Annotated in this window: 20 protein-coding genes, 2 pseudogenes and 1 riboswitch; of the genes and pseudogenes, 7 read left to right on the top strand and 15 right to left on the bottom strand. The window is 62.7% G+C overall.

Annotation, left to right across the window (positions count from 1 at the left end; translation table 11 throughout):
* Positions 1-148 precede the first annotated feature (148 nt).
* On the top strand, positions 149-895 hold the full coding sequence (locus ACZ9A3_RS26245; protein ID WP_093376769.1) for an RsiV family protein: 747 nt from the start codon (positions 149-151) through the stop codon (positions 893-895).
* On the opposite strand, the gene cytX is transcribed toward ACZ9A3_RS26245, so the two are convergent.
* Together cytX and thiC are read right to left on the bottom strand one after the other, a co-directional pair.
* Entirely contained in the window at positions 864-2,156 is a 1,293-nt protein-coding gene (gene cytX / locus ACZ9A3_RS26240; protein ID WP_195885542.1) for a putative hydroxymethylpyrimidine transporter CytX, read from the bottom strand. The genes ACZ9A3_RS26245 and cytX overlap by 32 nt on opposite strands.
* A 99-nt stretch (positions 2,157-2,255) precedes the next feature.
* Positions 2,256-4,142, bottom strand: a complete 1,887-nt coding sequence (gene thiC, locus ACZ9A3_RS26235; protein WP_476253274.1) for a phosphomethylpyrimidine synthase ThiC — start codon at positions 4,140-4,142, stop codon at positions 2,256-2,258.
* Positions 4,143-4,299: 157 nt separating this feature from the next.
* Positions 4,300-4,404: riboswitch (TPP riboswitch) on the bottom strand.
* A 141-nt stretch (positions 4,405-4,545) separates the two neighbouring features.
* On the opposite strand from thiC, the gene ACZ9A3_RS26230 reads away from it, so the two are divergent.
* The gene (locus tag ACZ9A3_RS26230; RefSeq protein WP_476253273.1) at positions 4,546-5,979 is read left to right on the top strand and encodes a TolC family outer membrane protein; all 1,434 of its coding nucleotides are present in this window, start codon (positions 4,546-4,548) and stop codon (positions 5,977-5,979) included.
* 88 nt (positions 5,980-6,067) lie between these two features.
* On the opposite strand, the gene waaA is transcribed toward ACZ9A3_RS26230, so the two are convergent.
* Positions 6,068-7,336, bottom strand: a complete 1,269-nt coding sequence (gene waaA, locus ACZ9A3_RS26225; RefSeq protein WP_476253272.1) for a lipid IV(A) 3-deoxy-D-manno-octulosonic acid transferase — start codon at positions 7,334-7,336, stop codon at positions 6,068-6,070.
* Positions 7,337-7,350: 14 nt separating this feature from the next.
* Positions 7,351-8,241: a LysR family transcriptional regulator gene (locus ACZ9A3_RS26220; RefSeq protein ID WP_045193769.1), complete on the bottom strand. Its 891-nt coding sequence runs from the start codon at positions 8,239-8,241 to the stop codon at positions 7,351-7,353.
* An 86-nt stretch (positions 8,242-8,327) separates the two neighbouring features.
* On the opposite strand from ACZ9A3_RS26220, the gene ACZ9A3_RS26215 reads away from it, so the two are divergent.
* The 4 genes from ACZ9A3_RS26215 (at position 8,328) to ACZ9A3_RS26200 (ending at position 11,719) form a co-directional block, all read left to right on the top strand.
* Complete coding sequence (locus ACZ9A3_RS26215; protein WP_476253271.1) at positions 8,328-8,660, top strand: DMT family transporter; 333 nt, start codon at positions 8,328-8,330, stop codon at positions 8,658-8,660.
* Between the two features lie 67 nt (positions 8,661-8,727).
* Positions 8,728-9,903 carry an NAD(P)/FAD-dependent oxidoreductase gene (locus tag ACZ9A3_RS26210; RefSeq protein WP_093376795.1) on the top strand — a complete coding sequence of 392 codons (1,176 nt, stop codon included), beginning with the start codon at positions 8,728-8,730 and terminating at the stop codon, positions 9,901-9,903.
* On the top strand, positions 9,900-10,709 hold the full coding sequence (locus ACZ9A3_RS26205; RefSeq protein WP_476253270.1) for an aldo/keto reductase: 810 nt from the start codon (positions 9,900-9,902) through the stop codon (positions 10,707-10,709). Before ACZ9A3_RS26210 ends, ACZ9A3_RS26205 begins: the two co-directional genes overlap by 4 nt.
* Positions 10,710-10,756: 47 nt before the next feature.
* Complete coding sequence (locus ACZ9A3_RS26200; protein ID WP_045193775.1) at positions 10,757-11,719, top strand: hypothetical protein; 963 nt, start codon at positions 10,757-10,759, stop codon at positions 11,717-11,719.
* Between the two features lie 33 nt (positions 11,720-11,752).
* On the opposite strand, the gene hldE is transcribed toward ACZ9A3_RS26200, so the two are convergent.
* The 3 genes from hldE to ACZ9A3_RS26185 all read right to left on the bottom strand — a co-directional run bounded on the left by hldE (position 11,753) and on the right by ACZ9A3_RS26185 (position 16,305).
* Entirely contained in the window at positions 11,753-13,174 is a 1,422-nt protein-coding gene (hldE, locus tag ACZ9A3_RS26195; protein ID WP_045193776.1) for a bifunctional D-glycero-beta-D-manno-heptose-7-phosphate kinase/D-glycero-beta-D-manno-heptose 1-phosphate adenylyltransferase HldE, read from the bottom strand.
* A 131-nt stretch (positions 13,175-13,305) separates the two neighbouring features.
* On the bottom strand, positions 13,306-15,114 hold the full coding sequence (gene msbA / locus ACZ9A3_RS26190; RefSeq protein WP_045193777.1) for a lipid A export permease/ATP-binding protein MsbA: 1,809 nt from the start codon (positions 15,112-15,114) through the stop codon (positions 13,306-13,308).
* A gap of 15 nt (positions 15,115-15,129) precedes the next feature.
* Positions 15,130-16,305 carry an O-antigen ligase family protein gene (locus ACZ9A3_RS26185; protein ID WP_213602637.1) on the bottom strand — a complete coding sequence of 392 codons (1,176 nt, stop codon included), beginning with the start codon at positions 16,303-16,305 and terminating at the stop codon, positions 15,130-15,132.
* Between the two features lie 99 nt (positions 16,306-16,404).
* On the opposite strand from ACZ9A3_RS26185, the gene ACZ9A3_RS26180 reads away from it, so the two are divergent.
* Complete coding sequence (locus tag ACZ9A3_RS26180; RefSeq protein ID WP_093376803.1) at positions 16,405-17,007, top strand: BUD32 family EKC/KEOPS complex subunit; 603 nt, start codon at positions 16,405-16,407, stop codon at positions 17,005-17,007.
* 5 nt (positions 17,008-17,012) lie between these two features.
* Here ACZ9A3_RS26180 and ACZ9A3_RS26175 read toward each other — a convergent pair whose 3' ends face one another.
* The 8 genes and pseudogenes from ACZ9A3_RS26175 to ACZ9A3_RS26140 all read right to left on the bottom strand — a co-directional run bounded on the left by ACZ9A3_RS26175 (position 17,013) and on the right by ACZ9A3_RS26140 (position 25,169).
* The gene (locus ACZ9A3_RS26175; RefSeq protein WP_093376807.1) at positions 17,013-18,107 is read right to left on the bottom strand and encodes a glycosyltransferase; all 1,095 of its coding nucleotides are present in this window, start codon (positions 18,105-18,107) and stop codon (positions 17,013-17,015) included.
* A gap of 48 nt (positions 18,108-18,155) precedes the next feature.
* Positions 18,156-18,929, bottom strand: coding sequence for a glycosyltransferase family 2 protein (locus ACZ9A3_RS26170; RefSeq protein WP_093376811.1), 774 nt, complete (start codon positions 18,927-18,929; stop codon positions 18,156-18,158).
* 67 nt (positions 18,930-18,996) lie between these two features.
* The gene (locus ACZ9A3_RS26165; RefSeq protein WP_045193782.1) at positions 18,997-19,953 is read right to left on the bottom strand and encodes a glycosyltransferase family protein; all 957 of its coding nucleotides are present in this window, start codon (positions 19,951-19,953) and stop codon (positions 18,997-18,999) included.
* 51 nt (positions 19,954-20,004) lie between these two features.
* Positions 20,005-21,099, bottom strand: a pseudogene (locus tag ACZ9A3_RS26160) (PIG-L deacetylase family protein); the annotation flags it as partial.
* A 98-nt stretch (positions 21,100-21,197) separates the two neighbouring features.
* Positions 21,198-21,405, bottom strand: a pseudogene (locus ACZ9A3_RS26155) (PIG-L family deacetylase); the annotation flags it as partial.
* Complete coding sequence (locus ACZ9A3_RS26150) at positions 21,402-22,298, bottom strand: antimicrobial resistance protein Mig-14 (RefSeq protein WP_093376821.1); 897 nt, start codon at positions 22,296-22,298, stop codon at positions 21,402-21,404. The gene ACZ9A3_RS26150 and the pseudogene ACZ9A3_RS26155, both read right to left, overlap by 4 nt.
* Positions 22,298-23,428, bottom strand: a complete 1,131-nt coding sequence (locus ACZ9A3_RS26145) for a glycosyltransferase (RefSeq protein WP_093376825.1) — start codon at positions 23,426-23,428, stop codon at positions 22,298-22,300. The genes ACZ9A3_RS26150 and ACZ9A3_RS26145 overlap by 1 nt, the downstream gene beginning before the upstream one ends.
* Positions 23,412-25,169, bottom strand: coding sequence for a carbamoyltransferase family protein (locus ACZ9A3_RS26140; protein ID WP_038997493.1), 1,758 nt, complete (start codon positions 25,167-25,169; stop codon positions 23,412-23,414). The genes ACZ9A3_RS26145 and ACZ9A3_RS26140 overlap by 17 nt, the downstream gene beginning before the upstream one ends.
* Positions 25,170-25,207 lie beyond the last annotated feature (38 nt).

Below are 25,207 nucleotides of genomic sequence, written 5' to 3'. Positions count from 1 at the left end.
CTAACCTGCGTACCGCTGCGTTTCACCTCTTTAAAGATACCGTCCAGGCTGCGAGGATAGGCACCCCGCTGGTCTATTCAGCTTAGTGGCGAACTGAAGGCCTTGCCGACGGTCCAAGTCCGATCACCTTTGCCTTACAAGGATCATCATGACGCTTGTGAAACTGACTTCCGTGGCCGTGCTGGCCCTGGCCCTTGGCGCTTGTCAGAGCCTGTTCCAGCCCAACATGCGCACGCCGCTGGAGGTCAAGCGCGACCGTTGGGAGCACATCAAGCCCGGTTGCAGCAATGCCGATTGCCCGCTGGTCAACATCGACACCATCCACTTCCCGGCCAACCCCAAGCTGGACGGGATCGTCGAGAAACGCCTGCTGCAACTGACCCAGGACAACGAGCGCAGCGCCCTGCCCAGCTCGCTCAAAGCCTACGAAGAGCAGTTCATGGCCAGCGCACAAAGCCGCAACAGCAGCTACCTGCAAGCCAAGGTACGCGAGCAGCATGACGGACTGGTGATCATCGAACTGTCCAGCTACCTGGACACCGGCGGCGCCCACGGCATGCCCGGACGCGGCTTCATCAACTATTCGCGCCAGCAGGACAAGGTACTGAGCCTGCAGGACATGCTGGTGCCGGGCCAGGAAGCGACCTTCTGGAAGACCGCCGAAGAAGCCCATAAAGGCTGGCTGATCAGCACCGGCATGGACAAGGACGCCGAGTTCGTCAAGACCTGGCCGTTCCGCCAGACCCCGCACATCGCCCTGACCTACGGCGCGGTGGTGCTGAAGTACGAGGTCTATGCCATCGCCCCGTACTCCATGGGCCATATCGAGCTGAAAATCCCCTACCCGCGCCTGAACGGCGTGATCAGGCCGGAGTTGTTTCCCGGTCGCGGCTGACTGCCGGCGCGGCGGCCCAATAGACCACCCCTGCCAGCAGCAAGGCCGGCAGGGTCGAGCCGACGTTCGGCGCGTAGTGCGCCAGCAAATGGTAAGCCGCTACGCCAATCGCCCAGGCCAGCAATGCCGGCCAGTGCAGGCTGTGGATCGGGCTTGAGTCGCTGCGCCGGCGGCGGACGATGAAGTGATCGACCAGCACCACGCCGAACAGCGGCGCGAACACCGAGCCGATCAGCAACAGGAAGTTCTGGTACTGCGCCAGCGGCGCCAAGCTGGCGATCAGGGTGCACAGCACGCCAATGGCCAAGGCCAGGTGCTCGACCTTCAAGCGCAGCAGAAAACCTGTGGAGACCGCCGCCGAGTGAATATCGGCAAAAGCTTTTTCCGACTCATCGAGCAGGATCAGCAGCAACGGAATGCCCAGGCCGGCGCCAGCCAGGGCCAGCAGCAAGGTATTGACCTCGCCCGCCGGGGCAAAGGCCAGGGTGTAGGCCACGCCCAGGCTCATCATCCACACGTTGCCGATGAAATAGCCCAGCGCCGTGCCGGCAAACACCCGGCTGGCGCGCTGGCTGAAGCGTGAGTAGTCGGCAATCAATGGCAGCCACGACAGCGGCATGGCGATGGCAATATCAATGCCGATCGCCAGCGGCATCGAACCATCACCGGCGCGCGCCCACAGCGCGGCCAGGTCGGCCTTGGCAAACAGGTTCCAGGTCAGCCACAGGCAGGCGCCGATCAGCAGCCAGATGCCCCACTTGCGCAAAATCTTGCGCACGAAGGTCAACGGCCCGCTGACCGCCAGCAAGGTGGCCAGCGCGCCGAAGCACAAGGTCCACAGCAACGGATTGGTCAGCACGCTGCCTTCGCCGAAGGCGCGCTCGCCAAGCAGGCTGGCGGCATCGCGCATGACGATGATTTCGAACGAGCCCCAGCCGATCAGTTGCAGGAGGTTGAGCATGGCTGGCAGACGCGCGCCATTGCTGCCCAGGCTGCGGCGCAGGGCGGCCATCGACGACAGGCCGGTATCACTGCCGATGACCGCGACCGCGGCGAGCAGCAACACGCCGACGCTGGTGCCGACGATGATCGCCAGCACAGCATTGGCCAGGCCCAGGCCGGGGCCGAGCAAAGCACCGGTCTGCAGCACCATCAGGCCGATGCCGAGGGAAAACCACAAGGAACAGAGGTCGCGGCCGCTGAGCACGCGTTGCTCGGCGCTGACCGGGTGATCGGGGGAAAACTGGCTGGGTGTGCTCACGAGTGTGGTCTCGACAGGAGGGAAGTAGTTGTTCTTTAAGGCCCTATCGCGGGTCGAGCCCGCTCCCACAGGGGGAGCAGGTTTTACCCGTTAATCGGGTCAGACTTTTTTGTACAACTGGCTGCCTTCCTGGCGGAACCGCTCGGCCTGCTCGCGCATGCCATCCTCGAGCGCCACGTCCACCGCTTCGATGCGCTGGTTGGCAGCGTATTCACGCACTTCCTGGGTGATCTTCATCGAGCAGAACTTCGGCCCGCACATCGAGCAGAAGTGCGCGACCTTGGCCGAATCCTTGGGCAGGGTTTCGTCATGGAAGCTGCGTGCGGTGTCCGGGTCCAGGCCGAGGTTGAACTGGTCTTCCCAGCGGAATTCGAAGCGCGCCTTGGACAGTGCGTTGTCGCGGATCTGCGCGCCGGGATGGCCCTTGGCGAGGTCGGCGGCATGGGCGGCGATCTTGTAGGTGATGATGCCGGTCTTGACGTCATCCTTGTTCGGCAGGCCCAGGTGTTCCTTGGGCGTCACGTAGCAGAGCATGGCGCAACCGAACCAGCCGATCATCGCCGCACCGATGCCCGAGGTAATGTGATCGTAGCCCGGGGCAATGTCGGTGGTCAGCGGGCCAAGGGTGTAGAACGGCGCTTCCTCGCAGCATTCGAGCTGCTTGTCCATGTTCTCCTTGATCAACTGCATCGGCACGTGGCCCGGGCCTTCGATCATGCACTGGACGTCATGCTTCCAGGCGATCTTGGTCAGCTCGCCGAGGGTTTCCAGTTCGCCGAACTGCGCTTCGTCGTTGGCGTCGGCAATCGAGCCCGGACGCAGGCCATCGCCGAGCGAGAAGCTGACGTCGTAGGCCTTCATGATTTCGCAGATTTCGTCGAAGTGGGTGTAGAGGAAGTTCTCTTTGTGGTGCGCCAGGCACCACTTGGCCATGATCGAGCCACCGCGGCTGACGATGCCGGTGACGCGCTTGGCGGTCAGCGGCACATAGCGCAGCAGTACGCCGGCGTGGATGGTGAAGTAGTCAACGCCTTGCTCGGCCTGTTCGATCAGGGTGTCGCGAAACAGCTCCCAGGTCAGGTCTTCGGCCACGCCATTGACCTTCTCAAGGGCCTGGTAGATCGGTACGGTACCGATTGGCACTGGCGAGTTGCGGATGATCCACTCGCGGGTTTCGTGGATGTGCTTGCCGGTGGACAGGTCCATCACCGTGTCCGAGCCCCAGCGGATGCCCCAGGTCAGCTTGGCCACTTCTTCTTCGATGGACGAGCCCAGGGCGCTGTTACCGATGTTGCCGTTGATCTTCACCAGGAAGTTGCGGCCGATGATCATCGGCTCCAGCTCCACGTGGTTGATGTTGGCCGGGATGATCGCGCGGCCGCGGGCGATTTCTTCGCGGACGAATTCGGCGGTGATTTCTTTCGGGATGCTCGCGCCGAAGCTGTGCCCGGCATGCTGTTGGTCAAGCAGGCCGGCGGCACGGGCTTCTTGCAGCTTCATGTTTTCGCGGATGGCAACGTATTCCATCTCGGCGGTGATGATGCCCTGGCGGGCGTAGTGCATCTGGCTGACGTTGGCGCCGGCCTTGGCCCGGCGCGGATTGCGCACGTGGGCAAAACGCAGCTTGGTCAGCTCGGCATCGGCCAGGCGCTGCTGGCCGAAGTACGACGACAGGCCGGCCAGGCGCTCGGTATCGCCACGGGCGTCGATCCAGGCCGAGCGTACGTCGCCCAGGCCCTTGCGCACGTCGATGATAACGCTAGGGTCGGTGTAGGGGCCGGAAGTGTCGTAGACCAGTACCGGGGCGTTGGCTTCGCCGCCGAAGTCGGTCGGGGTGTCGTCGAGGCTGATTTCACGCATGGGCACGCGGATGTCCGGGCGCGAGCCTTCGACATAGATTTTGCGCGAGCGGGTGAATGGCTGTACGGATTGTTGATCGACCCGGGCCGATTCACTCAGATTGGTATATTTTTCTTGTTTACTCATCACAGGCTCTCCAGACGGCTTCCTAGCAGTGGAATGTCGGGGAGAACCTGAAAGGCACGGACGCACCATGGGTGGTGCTGTGCCAAATGCGCGGTGATGCCTGCAGCTGTGGTGGCTGACTCGACATTCCCGGACCTGGCACAAGAGACTCGCCGGGAAAGCGAGAAATCTTGTTCCCTACGCAGGCGCTAACCTGATCAGGTTCAACGGGATCCGGATTATCCGATCTCAGCCTCAACACAAGGCACCCCGACAAGAACGCGGCCAGTCTAAGCTGGAGTGGCATACAAAGCCAAGCACCTGGACATGGACACGATAAATGGCGCAAATAGCGGATTGTTGCAAAATGGCTGCGCAACTACACTCACCAGTTCAGAAATTCTCACCGTTCAAGGATTGCCCTATGCTGCGCAAACTTTCACTGGCCCTTGCCGTGTCTTGTGCTACCAACGGAATGGCCTGGGCAGCGGACGTGCCCCTGTCGGCGAAGACCGACCTGGTCAGCGTCTATCAGGAAGCCGTGAACAATAACGCCGACCTGGCGGCCGCCCGCGCCAACTACGGCGCCCAGAAGGAAGTGGTGCCCCAGGCCCGTGCCGGCCTGCTGCCGAACCTTTCGGCCGGCGCCGAAATGATGAACAACCGCACCAAGATCGACAGCCCTTCGATTACCGCCAACCGCAGCGGCAACTCCTGGTCCGCAACCCTGGCCCAGCCGGTCTTTCGCGCTGATCGCTGGTTCCAGTTGCAAGCGGCCGAAGCGGTCAACGAACAGGCGGCACTGGAGCTGTCGGCCACCGAGCAGAACCTGATCCTGCAAAGCGCCGAAAACTATTTCGCCGTGCTGCGCGCCCAGGACACCCTGGCCTCGACCAAGGCCGAAGAAGCGGCGTTCAAGCGCCAGCTCGACCAGTCCAACGAGCGTTTTGACGTTGGCCTGTCGGACAAGACCGACGTGCTGCAGTCCCAGGCCAGCTACGACACCGCCCGGGCCAACCGCATCGTTGCCCAGCGCCAGGTCGACGACGCCTTCGAGGCGCTGATCACCCTGACCAACCGCGACTACAACTCGGTGCAGGGCATCGTCCACACCTTGCCGGTGCAACTGCCGGTGCCGAACGACGCCAAAGCCTGGGTCGAGACTGCCGGCAAGCAGAACCTCAACCTGCTGGCCACCAACTACGCGGTGAGCGCCGCCGAAGAGACCCTGCACCAGCGCAAGGCCGGGCACGCGCCGACCGTCGATGCGGTAGCGCGCTACCAGAAGGGCGACAACGACAGCCTGGGCTTTTCCAACCCCAACCTCACCGGGCAGAACTACAGCGGCGATGTCGAGCAGACCAGCATCGGCCTGCAGTTGAACATTCCGATCTACAGCGGCGGCCTGACCAGCTCGCAGGTACGCGAGGCTTACCAGCGCCTGAGCCAGAGCGAGCAGCAGCGCGAGAGCCTGCGCCGCCAGGTGGTGGAAAACACCCGCAACCTGCACCGCGCGGTGAACACCGACGTCGAGCAGGTGCAAGCGCGCAAGCAGTCGATCATCTCCAACCAGAGCGCCCTGGAAGCCACCGAAATCGGCTACCAGGTCGGTACCCGCAACATCGTCGACGTGCTCGATGCCCAGCGCCAGCTGTACACCTCGGTGCGTGACTACAACAACACCCGCTACGACTACATCCTCGACAACCTGCGCCTGAAGCAAGCCGCTGGCACCTTGAGCCCGCAGGACCTGAGCGATTTGAGCCGCTACCTGAAACCGGACTACAACCCGGACAAGGACTTCCTGCCGCCAGACCTGGCAGCAGCGGCCAAGGCCAACTTCGAAGCCCGGCCCTGAAAAGCATCGCGGGTCAAGTCGAGGCGTCGCACCGCCGCTCCTACTGTGGGAGCGGCGGTGCGACGCCTCGACTTGACCCGCGATGACGTCAGAGCAAGCGCCCCAAGCCTTCAAGCAAGCGCTGCAAGGCCCCCTGGTTGGCCTTCATCACCGCCAACCCCGCCGCGCCCATGCGCTGCGCATCCCGCGGCAACTCAATCAGGCGGCGAACTTCGGCCGCCAGCCCCTGGGCATCATCGACTTCCTGCAAGGCGCCGGCCTCGCGCAGCATCGCCGCAATTTCCAGGAAGTTGAACAGATGCGGGCCACTGAGCACCGGCAGCGCCAGCGCCGCCGGCTCCAGCAGGTTGTGCCCGCCATTGGCCACCAGGCTGCCGCCTACGAAGGCGATATCGGCCAGGGCATAGAGAAACAGCAGCTCGCCCATGGTGTCGCCAAGCAACACTGCGGTATCAGCCGCGACCGCTTCACCACTGGAACGGCGCACCGTCGGCAACTGCCCGCGGCACAGCTCGAACACGCTGTTAAAGCGCTCCGGGTGACGCGGCACAAGGATCAGCAAGGCGTCGGCATGGTGTTCGCGCAACTGCCGGTGGGCGGCGAGAATGATCGGGTCCTCGCCTTCATGGGTACTGGCCGCGATCCATACCGGCCGCTGGCCGGCCTGCCACTGCTCACGCAGGGCACGGGCGCGCGGCAACAGTTGCTCGTCAATGCTCAGGTCGAACTTGATCGAGCCGGTTACCTGCACGCATTCCGGTCGCGCGCCCAACTGGCGAAAGCGCTGGGCTTCGGTTTCGGTCTGTACCGCGATCAGGCTCATCTCGGCCAGCATCGGTCGGGTCAGGCCAGCAAAGCGCGCATAGCCCCGCGCCGAACGCTCGGACAACCGCGCATTGGCCAGGGCCACCGGAATACCGCGCTGGGCGCACTGATGAATGTGGTTAGGCCACAGCTCGGTCTCCATGATCACCGCAAGCCTGGGCTGCACGTGATCGAGAAAGCGCCCGGCGGCCCAGGGCAAGTCGTAGGGCAGGTAGCAGTGCTGGATGCGCGGCTCGTCGGCGAACATCGCCCGCACCCGCTCAGAACCGGTCGGGGTCATGCAGGTGATGGTGATCGGCAGCTGTGGATAAGCCTGCAGCAAGGCGCGAATCATCGGCGCGGCGGCAATGCTCTCGCCCACCGACACCGCGTGCACCCAGATGCCGCCCCTGGCCATGGCCGGCAGCTTGCAGGCAAAACGCTCGGCGATGCGCTGCCCATAGGCCGGCGCCTTGCGCGAACGCAGGAACAGGCGCAGCGCAACCAGCGGCAGGCCCAGGTGAAACAGCAAGGTATAGAGGGTTCTGTTCATGGCGCCGAAGTGTACTAGCCAATGGCGCGCAAGTGCACTGCGAAGCGTTCGGCCAACCACTGCGCGGCGGGCCCCAGTGGCTCGTCACGGCGCCACACCAGCTCGACCACCAGTGCTGGCGGTGTCCATTCGCTGGCAAGCTCGACCATCTGCGCCTGGTAGGTGGGGTATTGCACCACATGCCGCGGCAACCAGGCCCAGCCCAGGCCACGCATCAGCAATTCGGCCATGGCGTAGAAGCTGTCGGCGCGCCAGATCTGCGGGCTGATCGGCTCGCCACCGGGGTAGCCGCTTTCCTGCGGGGTGATCAGCAACTGGCGGTGGCGGGCCAGGTCCTGACGACTGACGCGCTCAAGACGGGTCAAGGGATGATCCACGGCGCAGGCAGTAACCATCTCGATCCGCCCCACCGCCCGGCGCTCGAGTGATACCGGCATCTGGTCATGGTGGAACAGCAGGCCAAGATCGGCGCGCCGCTCGATCAGCTTGCGCGCCACGTCGCCCTGGGCGCCGCTGGCCATCTGTACTTCGAGCAAGGGAAACTGCCGGGCCAGCTCATCGAGGCTGTCGATCACCGGTTGATAGGGCATGGCCTCATCCTGGGCCACCCGCAATTGCGCCTCTTGCCCGCGCATCAGCGCCAGGGCCCGGCCATCCAGGCGCTCGCACTGGCGCAGCAGCTCGCGGGCATCTTCCAGCAAGGTTGCGCCGGCTTCGCTCAGGCGCGGCTGGCGGCCGCTGCTACGCTCGAACAGGGTCACCCCCAGGTCAGCCTCAAGCAAAGCGATGCCGTTGCTCACCGCCGATTGCGCCTTGCGCTGTTCACGGGCTACTGCCGAGAACGAGCGCAGCTCGGCGACCCGCACGAACATGCGCAACTGCTCCAGATTCCACTGCTCGGCCATCAACCTATCTCCAGAAAAGATAGGTAATGACTTTACCCCATTCAGGCTTGCTCTAGAATGCCCAGCCAGAACAGAGGATCACCGTCATGAATGCCTACACCTACCTGGCTATCGCCATCTGCGCAGAAGTCATCGCCACCGCCTCAATGAAAGCCGTCAAGGGCCTGAGCACGCCCCTGCCGCTGCTACTGATGATCTGTGGCTATGCCGTGGCGTTCTGGATGCTGACCCTGGTGGTGCGCAGCATTCCGGTGGGCATTGCCTATGCCATCTGGTCGGGCCTGGGCATCGTCCTGATCAGCATCGCCGCGCTGGTGATCTACGGCCAGAAGCTGGACCTGCCGGCAATGCTCGGCATGGCCATGATCGTCGGCGGCGTGGTGGTGATCCAGGTCTTCTCGAAAACCGCCGGGCATTGATCGGCAACAGGTGCAATGGCTCACAGGCTGTATACTGGGCGTCTGTCCACGCTTGTGAGGTTCATGCATGCCAACCGTAATTTCCACCGATGTGCTGATCGTCGGCGCCGGAGTCGCAGGCCTCTGGCTCAATGCCCGCCTGCGCCGGCTCGGCTATTCGACAGTTCTGGTGGAACGCGCCAGCCTCGGTGGCGAGCAGACCCTCAAATCCCAGGGGATCATCCACGGTGGCGCCAAGTACGCGCTGCACGGTGCCCTGACCGGCGCCTCGGAAGCCATCGCCGACATGCCCCGGCGCTGGCGCGAGGCCCTGGCCGGCAATGGCGAGCTGGACCTGTCCGGCGTGCGCCTGCTGTCCGAAGCCCACTACCTGTGGTCACCTGGCACCCTGGCCGGCAACCTCACCAGCTTCTTTGCCAGCAAGGCCGTGCGCGGCCGGGTCGATCAGGTCAAGGGCGAGCAGTTGCCACCCGCCCTGCAGGACCGTGCCTTCAAGGGCAAGGTCTATCGCCTGGCCGAATTGGTCGTCGATGTGCCAAGCCTGCTCAACAAGCTCGCGGAACTGGCCGGTGACAGCCTGCTTGCCGGGCAAAGCATCGAACCGTTTGAAGAGAATGGCGAACTGGCCGGCCTGCGCGTCGATGGCCGCGAAATTCGCGCCCAGCGCGTGGTGCTCAGCGCCGGTGCCGGCAACGCCGCCTTGCTCGAAGCCTTGGGCCTGAGCCAGCCAGCCATGCAGCGCCGGCCGCTGCACATGGTCATGGCCAAGGGCGCCAGCCTCAAGCCGCTGTACGCCCATTGCCTGGGCGGCGGGCCGAAGCCGCGCATCACCGTCACCAGCCACCCGGGCGCCGATGGCCAGTGGGTCTGGTACCTGGGCGGCGACCTGGCCGAAGCCGACGGCGTAGCCCGCGAGCCTGAAGCGCAGATTGCCGCGGCGAAAAAAGAAGTCAGCAACCTGCTGCCCTGGATCGACCTCAGCCAGGTGCGCTGGGCCACCGTGCGCATCGACCGCGCCGAGCCTGCGCAATCGGGCCTGGTGCGCCCCGACAACGCCTTCCTCGCCGAGCAGCAACGCCTGCTGGTGGGCTGGCCGACCAAGCTGGCCCTGGCGCCGGACTTCAGTGACCGGGTGCTGGCCAACCTTGAGCGCGACGGCATCAAGCCAGGCGGCCAGCCGGCCCTGCCCGAATTGCCGCGACCGCCCATGGCCCTGCCGGTGTGGGAGCAACTGCTGCCATGAGCCTGCCGAGCCTGCACGATTTGCATCGGCCCCTCGGCAGTACCGGTCTGACGGTTTCGCCACTGGGCCTGGGCACGGTCAAGCTTGGCCGCGACCAGGGCGTCAAATATCCCAGCGGCTTCACTATTCCTGACGACAACGAAGCACGGATGCTGCTGGCCCAGGCTCGCGAGCTGGGCATCAACCTGATCGATACCGCACCCGCTTATGGCCGCAGCGAAGAACGCCTCGGCCCGCTATTACGCGGCCAGCGCGACCAGTGGGTGATCGTCAGCAAGGTCGGCGAGGAGTTCGAGGGCGGCCAGTCGCGATTCGACTTCAGCGCAGCGCACACGCGCTTTTCCATCGAGCGTAGCCTCAAGCGCCTGGAAACCGACTGCATCGACCTGGTACTGGTGCATTCCGACGGCAACGACTTGCACATCCTTGAGCACGAGGAGGTTTACCAAACCCTCGAAGCCCTCAAGCAGGAGGGCAAGATCCGTGGTTTCGGGCTGTCTGGCAAAACCGCAGCGGGCGGTCTCAAGGCGCTCGAACGCGGCGATTGCGCCATGGTCACCTACAATCTGAACGAACAAGCCGAACGGCCGGTGATTGATTACGCCGCCAACCACGGCAAGGCGATCCTGGTGAAAAAGGCCCTGGCCAGCGGCCATGTGTGCCTTAGCCCGGGTGTCGACCCGGTGCGCGCCAGCTTCGAACTGCTGTTCGCCCACCCCGGGGTCAGCAGTGCTATTGTCGGCACCATCAATCCGCTGCACCTGACCCATAACGTGGCAACCGTTGCCAAGGTGCTGCGCCGCTGACACTCACGCCGCCGCCGCGGCCGACCCCAACGCAAGACGGAGCCGACATGCCGCGAACGCTGATCCGCAAGAACCCGAGCAACTTCAAGACCCTGCCCTTGCACGTCGAGGCCAGCCCCGAAGGGCTGGTGTACCAGAGCATCGGCATGCCGCTGAACTTCGCCCAGACCCTGCAACGGCGCAAGCCGATCCAGGTTGCCGACAGCCAGCACTTTGCTGTCGAACTGGCCAACCTCGGCGTCTCGGTGCGCCTGACCCTGCGCTGGCAGAACCGCGATTACTGGGTGCTGGTACGCCAGCGCCGCCAGGACCGTGGCGATGTCGTGCTGAAACTGATTTCAGGCTATGTGCCGGCCCAGGAGCTGAACCTGCCGCTGCATACGGCAATTCAGGAGGTGGCCGAGGAATGCCTGCTGGAAACCCCGGAAGGCTGGCTGGGCGGGCGCTTCAACGATACCTGGCTGCCGGCGCCCTACGCCGACGCCCTGCACTACCGCGAAGCCCTGCCCTTTGTGCTGACGCCGCAGTCCGGCGCCGCACGCCCGGTACGCTGCGCCAACCTGCAATTGCTGGAACGGCCACGGGCATATGTGCACTTGCCAACTGCCTCGCTGCAACTGATCTACGACCTGTGCCTGCAAGTACCACGCGAGGCCAAGTCACTGAGCCTGTTCCACGTCGACGAACGCCTTGAAGGCGACCAACTGGTCGCGCGCCTCAACCGTAAACGCCCCGACCTGTACCTGATGCCGCTGGAAGACGGCCAGCCACGCGCCGAGCTCTACACCCTGAGCAAGGATCGCCTGGTGCCGGCCAGCACCCGCGGGCTGTACCTGGCAGAAAGCTTTGCCCAACAGGATGGCTGGCTGGTCAGGGATGAGCGGATTCGCTGGAAGGATTGGGTCAGGCAGCAAGGCCTGACACCCGCAAAACCGGACAGCGGCTTGAAGCGGCTGACCGGCAGGGCACGGGAGTTGTTGCAGATGGCGCGTGGCGGGCTGCGCAAGTAGAGCCGAGTGCGGGGCGACTTGCCCCGCGATGCTTCAGTTCTTGCGGATCTTCTCGACGATGGCGGTGGTCGAGCTGTTTTCCACCAACCCCAGCACCTTCACGGTGCCGCCGTAGGCCTTGACGATGTCGGCGCCGACCACCTGGTCGATGCCGTAGTCACCACCCTTGACCAGCACATCCGGCTTGACCTGGCTCAGCAGGTTTTCCGGGGTGCCCTCAGGGAAGCTGATCACCCAGTCCACGGCGCCGAGGCCAGCGAGTACGGCCATGCGCCGGTCAACGCTGTTGATCGGCCGGCCCGGGCCTTTAAGGCGGCTGACCGAGGCGTCGTCGTTGACCGCGACGATCAGGCGATCGCCCTGGGCCCGGGCCTGCTCCAGGTAGGTCACGTGGCCGGCATGGAGAATGTCGAAGCAGCCGTTGGTGAAGACGATCTTCTCGTTGTGCGCGCGGGCATCGTCGATGGCCAGCAGCAACTGGTCGAGGCTCAGTACGCCACGCTCGGAACCCTCTTCGCGCTGGATCGCGCGGCGCAGCTCGGGGGCACTGATAGCTGCAGTACCCAGCTTGCCCACCACGATACCGGCGGCAAGGTTTGCCAGGCCGACCGCATGAGGCAGCTCTTCACCGGCAGCGATGGCGGCGGCGAGGGTCGAGATCACAGTGTCACCGGCACCGGTCACGTCGAACACTTCACGGGCCCGGGCCGGCAAGTGCAAGGCCGGGTGATCGGGGCGCAGCAGGGTCATGCCGTGCTCGCCACGGGTCACCAGCAAGGCACCCAGTTCCAGCTCGCTCATCAACTGGGCGCCCTTGGCCACCAGCTCGGCCTCGTCGGCACAACGGCCAACGATGGTTTCGAACTCGCTGAGGTTCGGGGTGATCAGGCTGGCGCCTCGGTAGATCGAGAAATCCTTGCCCTTGGGGTCGGCCAGCACCGGAATGCCTTTGGCGCGGGCGGCCTGGATCAGGCTCTGGTGGTTTTTCAACGCGCCCTTGCCGTAGTCCGACAACACCAGCACCTTGACGCCGTCGAGCAAGGTATCGACCTCGGCGCCCAGGGACAGCGGGTCGGTGGCGAAGGGTTCTTCGAAATCGATACGCAGCAACTGCTGGTGGCGGCTCATGACCCGCAGCTTGACGATGGTCGGCTGATGGGCGATACGCTGGAAGATCGAGCGCACACCGGCAGCCTGCAGGCTGTTGGCCAGGCTGTCGGCAGCCTCGTCCTGGCCGGTCACCCCGACCAGCGCCGCCGGCGCGCCAAGGGCAGCGATGTTCAAGGCGACGTTGGCGGCACCGCCCGGACGGTCCTCGATCTGTTCGACCTTGACCACCGGCACCGGCGCTTCAGGTGAAATCCGTGAGGTACCGCCATGCCAGTAGCGGTCGAGCATGACATCGCCCACCACCAGTACCGGGGCTTGATCGAAACGCGGCATGGACAACTTCATGGGCAACCCATATACAAAATAATTAACAGGGGCAGGATATTAGCACAGGCAAAGCGACGGCTTGTTTACCGCCTTGTTGCCAGGCATTCCAGGGAAACGCTGCCGGGGCACAAGGCCCCGGCGCGGTTGACTCAGGTGATGTCGACCTTGGCCGGCTCGTCCAGGCCCATGGCGTGCAGCCTGGCGTAAAAGCCGTTGGCTGCCAGCAGCTCGGTATGGGTGCCACGCTCGACCAGCTTGCCCTGGTCCATGACCAGGATCATGTCGGCCTTCTCGATGGTCGACAGGCGGTGGGCGATCACCAGGGTGGTGCGGCCTTTCATCACATGATCCAGGGCGGCCTGGATGTGTCGCTCGGACTCGGTATCCAGGGCCGACGTGGCCTCGTCGAGAATCAGCAATGGCGCATTCTTGAGCAACGCCCGGGCAATCGCCAGGCGCTGGCGCTGGCCGCCGGAGAGCAGCACGCCGTTTTCACCGACCTGGGTGTCGAAGCCTTGCGGCAACTGCTCGACGAACTCCTTGGCATAGGCATCGGCGGCAGCGGCTTCGATCTCGGCCCGCGGCGCCCCGGCCAAGTCGCCATAAGCGATGTTGTTGGCCACGGTGTCGTTGAACAGGGTCACGTGCTGGGTCACCTGGGCGACGTGCTTGCGCAGGTTGCGCAGGCGGTAGTTCTCGATCTCCACGCCGTCGAGGAGGATCTGTCCGTCATCGTGGTGATAGAAGCGTGGTATCAGTGCCGCCAGGGTCGACTTGCCGCTACCTGAACGCCCCACCAGGGCGATCATCTGCCCGGGCTCTGCGGTAAAGGAAATATCGGTCAGCACCTGGCGGTCAGTACCCGGATAGGTAAAGTTCAGGTTGCGCACCTCGAGACGCCCGACCACACGGTCCAGCTCGACGGTGCCGCTGTCGACCTCCGGCGCCTCGTCCAGTTGCTCGAAGATGCTTTCGGCACCGGCCAGGCCTTTCTGGATGGTCGAGCTAACCTCCGACAACTGCCGAATCGGCTTGGGCAACAGGCCCGCTGCGGTAATGTAGGCTACCAGGTCACCGGCAGTAGCCTCGCCGCGCAGGAACAGCACCAGGAACATCAATGCCGCCATGGCGGTGTAGATCACCAGTTGCAGCATCGGCGTGTACACCGCGCCGGTCTTGGTCATGCGCAGCTGCTTGTCAGTGTTGCTCTGGCTGGCGTTGGCAAAGCGCTGCTGCTCGTAGCTCTCGCCACCGAAGCTGCGCACCACGCGGTAGCCCTGGATGGTTTCCGAGGCAACATGGGTGACATCGCCCATGGCCACCTGGATCTTCTTGCTCTGCTTACGGAATTTCTTGCTCGCGGTACCGACCATCACGGCGATGATCGGCAGGATCGCCAGCATCACCAGGGTCAGTTTCCAGTTCATCCACAGCAGGTAGATGAACAGGAAGACCACGGTCAGGCCTTCGCGGATCACCACCTTGATGGCATCGGTCGCAGCACCGGTGACCATGGTCACGTTGAAGGTGATGCGCGAAATCAGGTGGCCGGAATTATGGCTGTCAAAGTAGCGGTTGGGCAGCACCAGCAGCTTGTTGAACAACTCGACCCGCAGGTCGTGAACCAGACCCAGGGAAACCTTGGCCAGGAAGTAGTTGCCCAGGAACGAGCCCAGACCCTGCCAGGCGGCGATCAGCACGATCAGCAGCGGCACGGCCTGCAGCAGTTGCAGGTCCTTGAGATACGGCACGTTGGGGAACAACACCGCCTGCGGGTTGCTCAAGCCATCGACGAAGTACTTGAGGATGCCGGCCAGCATCGGCTGGGTCGAGGCAAAGATCACGAAGCCGATGATACTCAGCAGAAAAATGCCGATATACGGCTTCACGTAGCTCAGCAGCCGGAAGTAGATTTTCAGGCTGGAGCTCTGCTCCGCCTCTCGCGGTGTTTCGGCCATCGTCGAGCTCGCTGTTCAGATAGAACCGGAAATTTTATCACAGCCTGGTGCCCGGGCACGTACCCAGACCAGGACAGTGGCCAGGCCGACCGGCAGCCAGCTGATGAACCACTCGGCACGCGGGGTGCCGGTCAGGCTTGCGGCGTCGAACTGCATGGCCAGGGTCGAGAACAACCACAGGCCCATCAGACCTTTGCCAAAGGTTGTATCGCGGGTTTTCCAGATTTCGCGCAAAGTGCACAGCCACACCGCCAGCCACAACAGCATGCCGGGGATACCCAGTTCGATGGCAATGTGGGTGAACATGTTGTGGGTGTGGTCGAACTGCATACCGGCGGCGCTGATGGAGTAGAACGACCCCAGGCCCAGGCCGGTCCAGGGATGCTCACCGATCATCTGCAGGCTTACCTCGAAGATCTCCGGCCGGTAGGACGCCCCCCGGTACATGACCAGCGAGTACAACAGCGCAAAACCAATGGCAGCGCCTACCAGCGCTGTTGCAGCAATCACCCGGCTTCTGCGGTCACGGCACCAGAGCGGCATGGCCAGCATCGTGATCAGCAAGCCCAAGGCCGCACCACGACTCTGGCACAACAACACGAATGCCCCCAGGCAGAGCAGGGCAACACCCCAGAGCAACTGCATCAGGCGTTGTTTAACTGGCCAATGGATCATCCAGACAATCGCTGCGCCGATGACGTAAGAACCAAGGATTGGGTGGGAAATTTCACCGATGCCATACAGCCTGGATGCCCACTCCTCGCCGCGGACCAGATAAAACTGCACGATCGACAATACGGCACCGATAGCCAGCCCCGCCCCACCCAGAAGCATCAGCAGGCGAATGCGCTGCTCCCCGAGTTGGGCCAACAGGGGGAAGAACAGCAGGAATACCGCTATGTACAGCAGGCGCTTGAGTTCACGCCCGGGCTCCTCTGTGGCGGCCCACGACAAGCTCAAAGCGGTCCAGCCGAGCATCAGCAGCAACGCCAGGCACAGTGCCTTTTGTGCATGCCAAAGCTCGACCAGCAATGCGCGGGCAGACCACAGCATGACCAGCGTAGGCAGCCACAGAAACGCAACCAGCCCTTGCTGGTAAAGCTTGTTGCTTGGCGCCAGGGCAATGCCCACCAAAAACCAGAAAAAGCCAATTGCCAGCCAGGCCTGCGCCCAGCGCCTCGAATACATCATGCACTTCCCCATTGATTCAACAACACCGGCATGGTGCAACCCTGAACTTTTCGGCATTATTGCCGGTCATTTTGCTTGCCCGCTAACAAGGCCCCTACCATGCAATGTTCCCGGCTCCCCCAAGTCGACTTCAATCAGCTGACGCTTGGTGCCCAGATACTGGAGGCCGACAGCTACGGCGCTAAAGTCTACCTGTTAACAGACGGCAATATCCTCAAGCTCTTCAGGCGCAAGCGGTTAATTTCTTCTGCGCTGCTGCGACCTTACTCCCGACGCTTTATCGATAACGCGGTGATGCTAAAGAAAAAGGGAATTCCTACGCTTGAAGTGCTGGAGTACTACAAGCTGGACGCACCTGGAATGACGGCGGTACTGTACCGTCCACTGCCCGGCAAAACCTTGAGCCAGCTGTCTCGCGAGCCCGGTTTCAGCTGGCAGGAACGCCTTCCGGATCTGATCGGACTGGTGCGCCAGCTGCATCAGGCGGGTATTTACTTCCGCTCACTGCACCTTGGCAACATTGTTGTTACCCCTGAGCAGCAACTTGGCTTGATCGATGTCGCCGACATGCGTTTCCTGCGAGCCCCGTTGTCCAGCCGAATGATTCGACGCAACGTGCAACATTTTGCCCGGTACATTGCCCGGGAACAGTTGGCTGACCAGTTTCCCCTGGCTGAGCTTGAGCGCGCACTGCTGCCGTAAAGAACTCAGGCCCTGCCCAGTAACGCCCTGGAAGCCTGACTGAAGCGTTGCCAGGCCTGCTCGGGCTGCAGGGCCTGGTATTGAGCGTTGGCAACAGTGCTTGCCTGAAGATCCGAGCACGCGGCAATCGCGTTGCTCCAGGCGCCGACATCACCCGCCGGCGCATAGTAGCCTGCGATTCCCAACTGCTCGCGAAACACCGGCAACTCGCTGCACAGGACAGGCACATCGGCCATTACCGCCTCTTGCAGCACCAGGCCCAACCCTTCGGAGTGCGAAGGAATCAACAGCCAGTCAAATGCCCTGTAGAGCTTTTCCAGCCCGACACAGTGCCCTGGCATCGAGACTTTCTGAGCCAGATCAAGCGCCTGGATCCGCGCCTGCAACTGTGAGCGCAAGCCGCCCTCACCGAGGATCACCAGGCGCAGATCAGCTTGCTGCCGAGCAGCCTGGGCAAAGGCATCGAGCAAGTAGTCAAAACCCTTGCTATCGACCAACCGGCCGACTGCGCCCAGGACACGTACGCCGTGCTCCGCGAGCCCCAGCGCCTGACGTGCCTGTTGCCGGCCTAGCAAGTTGCGACGAAAGCCATCTGGTTCAAGGGCGGTACGCAACACCTGCACCGGCACCCCGAGGTCTTGCGCCAATGCATCGGCAAGGGTTTGTGAGACGGCGACAAACGTCAGCCGAGAGGCAGGAAAAGCGCGCAACAAGGCAATATCGGCCCGGCGCAGGCGGGTCTTGCCATGAAACACGACGGTGGCCCGCAAGTTCGGCATGACCTTGAGCAGCGGCAGTATCAAGCGCGACACGCCCAACCCGTCAAGCAACAGCACCTGAGCATTGGCTTGTTCCAGCGCATCGCGAAACCGCCCCCGCAACCAGGGACGCAATGCGCGCCAGACATGCCGCCCCTTGAGCAGGCGATGGGACAAATGCCACTCGCGCGTTGACTCACCGCCATAGCAGGCACCCTGCCCCTGCAGCAGCCAACTGCTGATTTTCGCCCCAGGCCCGGCCTGGGACAGAATTTGTTGATGCACCTTGTGCACCGAGACATACGGCGAACCGCCAGCCCACATAATGTTGACGATATTCACGGGGATGTACCCCTTGTATCGGACTGGATCACTGGCAAGCCAGTTGAATCAATTCGCAAGAAAGCCAATAGCCACTCCCACTGCCAAACCGATCAACAAGGCAGCTGCCAGCTTGACCCGCTCGCGCTGACGCCGGCGTGCTTTGCGCTGACGCTCTTCAGGCAGGCTGACGTGCATGCCGAAGCCGGTATGCAACACGGCATCACCTTCCAGGCTCACGCCGGTCAGGTTCAATTCTGCATAGCGCTTTGACAGTGCCTTTTCACCAGCATAGGCGGCGAACGGCGCACAGCGCTGATAATCGCTCAAACGGCGCAACCCCGGGTTCAGAGAAAAACTCTGCCACTCAGGCTTGTCCGACAACAACGGGTAGCAGGGCACACCGGCAATCACCTGGCGCTCACCAAGGTGGATGTAGGGGCTATGCAACTTCAGGTCATAGACATAACTGCGCAACCAGACCTGAAGCAGCTCAGGGCTGACCGCCAGGATCGCTTGCGAGTCTTCGACGAAGCCAGGACGGTAGAACTCCCAGTCATCTTCACAATGGAAGATGTAAGAGGTTTTTACATGGCTGTAAGCGAGATCGATCGAGGCCAGCTGACCCAGTTTCGGACGATTGACGAAGACCTTGCAGTGCGGCTTCCAATGCTCGGGCACAGCCTGGTGAACAGCGTCATCTCCCGAATCTTCGGTGATGAACACTTCACGGATAGGCGCGGTATTGAAGCGGTCAAAGCTTTCCAGCGTAAGTTTTAGCAAATCGAAGCGTCCGCAACTGGTGACAACCAGTGTTACGTCGCTATCTTGGCAGAATCGCACCGGACTCCCTCCCCATTAACTGTATTCAAATGTTCGAGACTACTTGCCTGGTTTCAGGACAGCCGGCTCATATGCCCAGTCTCAAACGCAAGCGCTGCCAGCCAGTCAGGGCTGGACGGGGACGAAGAGGTGGCTGCATTTTTTCCACGATGCTACGACCTACCTGGGCGAAGCTGAATTGCGAGACGGCCAGATCACGGCCGTTGTTGCCGATACGCTCGACCAGCCCGGGGTCGGCACGCAATACTTTCAGCTTCTCTTGCAACTGGGCAATGCTGTCATAGAGCACCACGTTATGCATGTCTTTCAAACCCAGGGCGCGATTTTCCGCCTCACCCTGGTCAAAGGCCAGCAAAACGCAGCCACAGGCCATCGCCTCGAAATTCTTGATCATGTATTCGCCCATGCCGACATCCGCGCTAACAAAAAAACGGATGCGGTTGAGCGTGTCGCAATACTCTTCACCGGACTTGGTACGGGTTACCAGCAGGTTTTCCACCTGCGCCAACTCATCGAGCAATGCCTTGCGGCCACTGTAGGCAACGCTGTTGGTGCTGCCGACAAAAGCCAGCTCGATATCCCGTTCACGACCCTGGTCGGCCAACAGCTGCTGGTCGTAGCCCTTGGGTACGAACTCGGCATCGAAACCCTCCTGACGCAGGCGCTCACTGACCATGTAACCGGAACTGATGACCCGCGCCCAAGGCAGTTGGCGGTAATGGGCGCTGAACTTGCCGGTGTACTTGCAGGGGATGTAGTTCTGGTAGGCATCATGTTCGAGGATGACCAGATTGGGCACCGTACGAATGAAACCGACCTGGCGAATCTCTTGCTTGAAGCGCAGGAAAAACACGATCCGGTCGTACTTGTCGACGTCGACTTCGCGGCGGAAGTAGCGGCGCAGGTTGCGCTGCTCGTCACTGCTCAGCCAGCGCAGGTCGCAGTCGCTGTGCGCAGCAACGCCGTCATACAAACGGTCGAGGATCGCCCGTTGTTCTTTCTGCACCAGAAATAGAACTTTCATTGTCTTCCTTGCGGCGCTCAGGCCACAGCTTTCAATCTTGTAGCATCGTGATCAGAGCTCACGACGCCAGAACAATTCGTGTCGACGCACAGCCTTGCGAAAGAATTCGTTCTCGCCATAGGGCGAAGGACGACGCCCGGCCAGCCAGCGTTGCAGCAGGCGGCGCAGGCGGCGCTTGAACGGCGCAGGCGGCTGCAGGTCGTGCATCATGCCCAGGGCCATGGCTTTGTCGCGCTGGGCGGGCAGGCCCAGCACCAGGCAGTAGGGAGACCAGGCCTGGGCTGCTTGCAGTTGCGGCGGCAAAGCAATGCCTGCACCGCTATCACCCATGGGCCAGCGGTCGTTGTCATGCAGGTGATTGGCATAGCACAGCAGGGTTTCAGGCTGCCACTCAAGGCCTTGCAGCGCTTCGAGCACAGCAGCTTGGGCGCAGATATGATCAGGGTGCGGATCGAGGGTCGGGTGCGGCATCACCAGCACCTGCGGCCGGGCCCTGAGCAACAGTGCACGCAGATCGGCCAGCAGGTTGTTCCAGGTTGGCGCGCCGTCTTCATCACCCGGCAGGGTCAGCGGGTTGAACTGGCGAAACAGGCGGGTATCGGCAAGCCCGGCCTCGCGCGAAGCCATTGGCTCTGCAGGCGCGGCCTGCATGGCCGGGAGTTGCAAGCAGAAATACCCCAGCTGCACGCAGCGAGACTCGGGCACCCCGGCCCAACGCGGCACAGCGATGCTGTCCCAGGCTCGTAAACGGCCTTTCAGGCGCGCAGCCTCGGCCTTTTCCAGGCCCATTTGCTGGTAGTGTTCGGCTTCGATTTCACCGGCAGTCAAGGTCACCACCCAGGTCTCCTCGGCCTGGCTGTAGAAGCCAAAGGCTGCGAGCTCGGCATCATCGGCATGGGGCGCGATGACCATGACCCGGCGCTGGCGAAGATCGGCCTGTGGCGCAACCCATAGCGTTGCCTCGCCCACCAGGCGGCAGTGGCGTCCACGCAGGCGCAACTGTCCAGCCATCAACGGCTCGGCCAGCCCGGTGAGGTTCAGGTAACGCAGGCCGTTCACGCCCCGCTCGAACGTCTGAACGTCGTCACTGCCCAGGCTTACCGCAGGATCAAGGAACCGCCCCAGCCAATTGCTTTTCAGGTGCACCTGAAGAATCACCGTCTGCTCAGCACCAAGCTGCAGCGGCGATTCCAGGCGCACAATTCCATCGACCAGTCCGACCGAATGCGCCACACAGTCTGACGGGAACTGATACTGATAGTCTTCAGCCGGAGAGTAGAACAGATGGTCGGCAAACCACGCCTCGTGGGCGACCCACAACAGCGGCAACAGCAGCAGCGGCAACCACCACTGGACAAAAAACCCCAGGGCAAGCAGCACCAACAAGCCGATCAGCAGCCCGAGGCGCTTGTTGCGCCGGTGGCGCTTGAGCAACTGCTGCTTGCGGCTCACACCTGAAACACCGGCACGGGGTTGCACCAACGGTCCTTGTACTCGCGATCGGCACGGCCGAAGGAGAACCGCAAGGGTTTGTTACGCGTACGGGCATCTTCCCAGGCAGCCTGGGTATTGAGGAAGCTGAGCACGCTACCGGGGCTGAAAGCCTTGGTTTGCGGATCGACACCACCGTTGATGTACTCGACGCTGATCCACGCTGGCGCTTCGACCCGATAAACCAGCTGGATGGCAATCGGCGCATCGTCAAGAAACAGCACCGAACCGATCAACAGCTCGCGCAGGCGCTCGATCACCTCGGCCATGCGCTCGGCGCCAGTAGCCGGAAACTCCCAGCGGCGCTGGAACAGGTCGCAGTAGATCGCCGCAAGTTCGCTACTGGAAAAATCCGTGACCGGCCGCACCTGGCCGCCCGCCTCTTCCAGCAGGCGCAGTTCACGGCGCTGGTTGTAGCGAAACTTCTTCGACAGGTCTTCCGGCGTACGCGCCATGGCCAGCAATTCGGCCTGCGCCTTGAGGTTGGCAAAACGGCCCTGGTTGAGCTCGGACAGATAACGCCCGGCATGACGCAGCGGCGCCTGGGCATCGGCAGCGGCGGGCAGGATCAGCTCGGCATTGCCCAGGTCGTACAGGCCTTTTTTGCCCTGACGCTTAAGCACATCTTTGGACAGCGCCAGGTAGCGACCCCAGGTGGGAATCGCAGCCTTGAGCTCGCCGTTTTGCTCCCAGCCCAGGTAACGCACCGGGATCTGCGCCAGGTCAGCCAGCTGCTCAACAACCAGTGGATGGGTGGCGACACTGCCGCCAAACTTTTCCCAGGCCAGGGCGTAGGTTGGCGCATCGATCTGCGTCCAGCCGCGCTCGCGCCAGCCTTGAATATGGTTGAGCATCAAGCCTCCGCTGTCAGGGCACGAACGTGCGGCAGTTGCCAGAAGGCCTCGCGCACTGCGGCATCGGAGAAGCGCTCACGCAAACGCTCAAGCATGCGCCCGGCGCACTCCTGGCGCTGCCCGGCATCCAGTGCGGCCAGGTGCTGCAAACCTTGCCCAAGACGCTCGGCGTCGCCCAGCGGGAAGAGGATGCCGACACCCTCGACCACCTCGACCGCACCGCCGCAGGCCGTAGCCAGTAGCGGCACGCCGGCGACCATGGCTTCGAGCAGGACCATGCCGAACGGCTCATGGTCGGAGCTCAAGGCGAAGGCGTCAAAAGCACGAAAGTAGCGACGAGCGTCAGGCACCTGACCGAGAAAATCCACCTGCGCGGCGATTCCCAGTTCGGCGGCCTGCTCTTTGAGTTGCTGCTCCAGGCGACCCTTGCCAAGAATGGCCAGGCGAGCGCCGGCCGGCAGTTGCGGCAAGGCCTGGGCGAAACCACGCAGCAAGGTGGCCTGGTCTTTGTCTGGATGCAGGCGGCCGACGTTGCCGACGATCCACGCTTGCGGGTCCAGGCCCAACGCCTCGCGCGCCTGCGCGGCGGGCACCTGGCTGGCCTGCAGCGCCTCGATGTCGATGCGGTTGTAGAGGGTCTGGATACGCTCGGCCGGCCACTTGCGCAGGCATTTGCGCATGTCGTCGCGCACTGCGTCAGAAACACCGAGCAGGCTCAGGCGTTTGCTGAACAGGTTGGCAAACAGCTGGCGGCTGCGGCGCAGGTAGTCACCGAAGGCGTGGTGCACGCCGATCACTGGCAAGTTGCTGCCGAGCAAGGCGATATAGATCGGCTTGAAGCGGTGCGCGATGCAGAAGCTGAACTGGCGGCTGGCGACGATCCGCCGCAAGGCGCGGATCGCCCCCAGCTTAAGGCCACGAATGGCCTTGGAGCTGAACTCGAGGAAGATCACCTCGTCCGAGGCGCAGCCGGCCGCAACCTGAGGGTCGGCAGCGCCGGTCAGGAACACCGTCGTGACCTTGTAGCCGCTACCGTCGAACAGGCTGGCGTACTGGCGCGCACAGTCCAGGAACGGACCGTCATAACCATGACAGAACTGCAGGACGCGTTTTTCAGCCCTGGACGTCATAAGTGTCCGCGCCGTCCTTGACCACCAGGATGTCTTCCATGATCAGGTACTGCAGGTCCGAGCCGAAGAACATGTTCAGCGCATCGGTCGGCGAGCAGATCATCGGCTCGCCACGACGGTTGAGCGAAGTATTCAGCGACACACCGTTGCCGGTCAGGGTCTCCAGCGCCTTCATCATGTCGTAGTAGCGCGGGTTGTACTCGCGCTTGAGCACCTGGGCGCGCGAGGTGCCGTCTTCGTGGACGACTTCCGGCACGCGGGTCTTCCACTCTTCAGCCACTTCGAAGGTGAAGGTCATGAACGGCGCCGGGTGATCGATCTTGATCATCTGCGGCGCGACGGTGTCGAGCATCGACGGGCAGAAAGGCCTCCAGCGCTCGCGGAACTTGATCTGGTGGTTGATGCGGTCGGCAACGCCTTCCACGCTCGGGCAACCGATGATCGAACGACCGCCGAGGGCACGCGGGCCGAACTCCATGCGGCCCTGGAACCAGGCCACCGGGTTGCCGTCGACCATGATCTTGGCGATCTGCTCGGGCATGTTCTCCAGCTTGCGCCATTTTGGCTGGCTCGGATGACGGGCACAGGCGGCGATCACGTCTTCGTTGGAGTACGCAGGGCCGAGGTAGACGTGTTCCATCTTCTCAACCGGTACACCACGGGCGTGGGACACATAAGCAGCAGCTCCGACCGCGGTGCCGGCGTCGCCGGAAGCCGGCTGGACGAACAGTTCCTTGAGGTCAGGGCGAGCAATGATCTTCTGGTTGAGCTTGACGTTAAGCGCGCAGCCGCCAGCGAAGGCCAGTTTGCCGGTCTCCTTGAGGATGTCGCCCAGGTAGTGGTCGATCATCTGCAGGGCGAGCTTCTCGAACAGCGCCTGCATGCTCGCGGCGTAGTGGATGTACGGCTCGTCGGCGATGTCGCCTTCGCGTTTCGGGCCCAGCCACTCGATCAGTTTTGGCGAGAAGTAGAAACCCTTGCCCTTCTCTTTATAACGACGCAGGCCGATGACGTTGGCGTAGTCGGTGTTGATCACCAGCTCGCCGTTTTCGAACGAGGCCAGGCGCGAGAAATCGTACTTGCTGGCGTCGCCGTAAGGCGCCATGCCCATGACCTTGAACTCGCCATCGAGCATTTCGAAACCGAGGAACTCGGTGATCGCGCCGTACAGGCCACCGAGGGAGTCCGGATCGAAGAATTCCTTGATCTTGTGGATCTTGCCGTTTTCGCCGTAGCCAAAGAAGGTCGTGGCGTATTCGCCCTTACCGTCGATACCGAGGATCGCGGTTTTCTCTTTGAAACCGGAGCAGTGGTAGGCACTGGAGGCGTGGGCCAGGTGGTGCTCGACCGGCTCGATCTTGACCTTTTTCGGGTCGAAGCCCAGTTGCTCCAGGCACCAGACGATCTTCTTGCGGTAACGCTTGTAGCGACGGTTGCCCATCAGGATCGCGTCAAGGGCGCGGTCCGGGGCGTACCAGTAACGCTTGGCGTAGTGCCAGCGAGCCTCGCCGAACAGGCTGATCGGGGCGAACGGAATCGCCACCACATCAACGTCGGACGGCTTGATACCGGCCTGTTCCAGGCAGAACTTCGCCGATTCGTAGGGCATGCGGTTCTTTGCATGTTTATCGCGCACGAAGCGCTCTTCTTCAGCGGCGGCAATCAGCTTGCCGTCGATGTACAGGGCCGCGGAAGGGTCATGACTAAGGGCGCCGGACAGGCCAAGAATCGTCAATGCCAAGGGTCTAGCCTCTTCAATCTGTAAAAGTGCGCCTCGGC

It is taken from the genome of Pseudomonas sp. TE4620, from assembly GCF_056279045.1.
The sequence above is the reverse complement of the archived record's forward strand: the minus strand, read 5'-3'. Positions and strand labels throughout refer to the sequence as shown.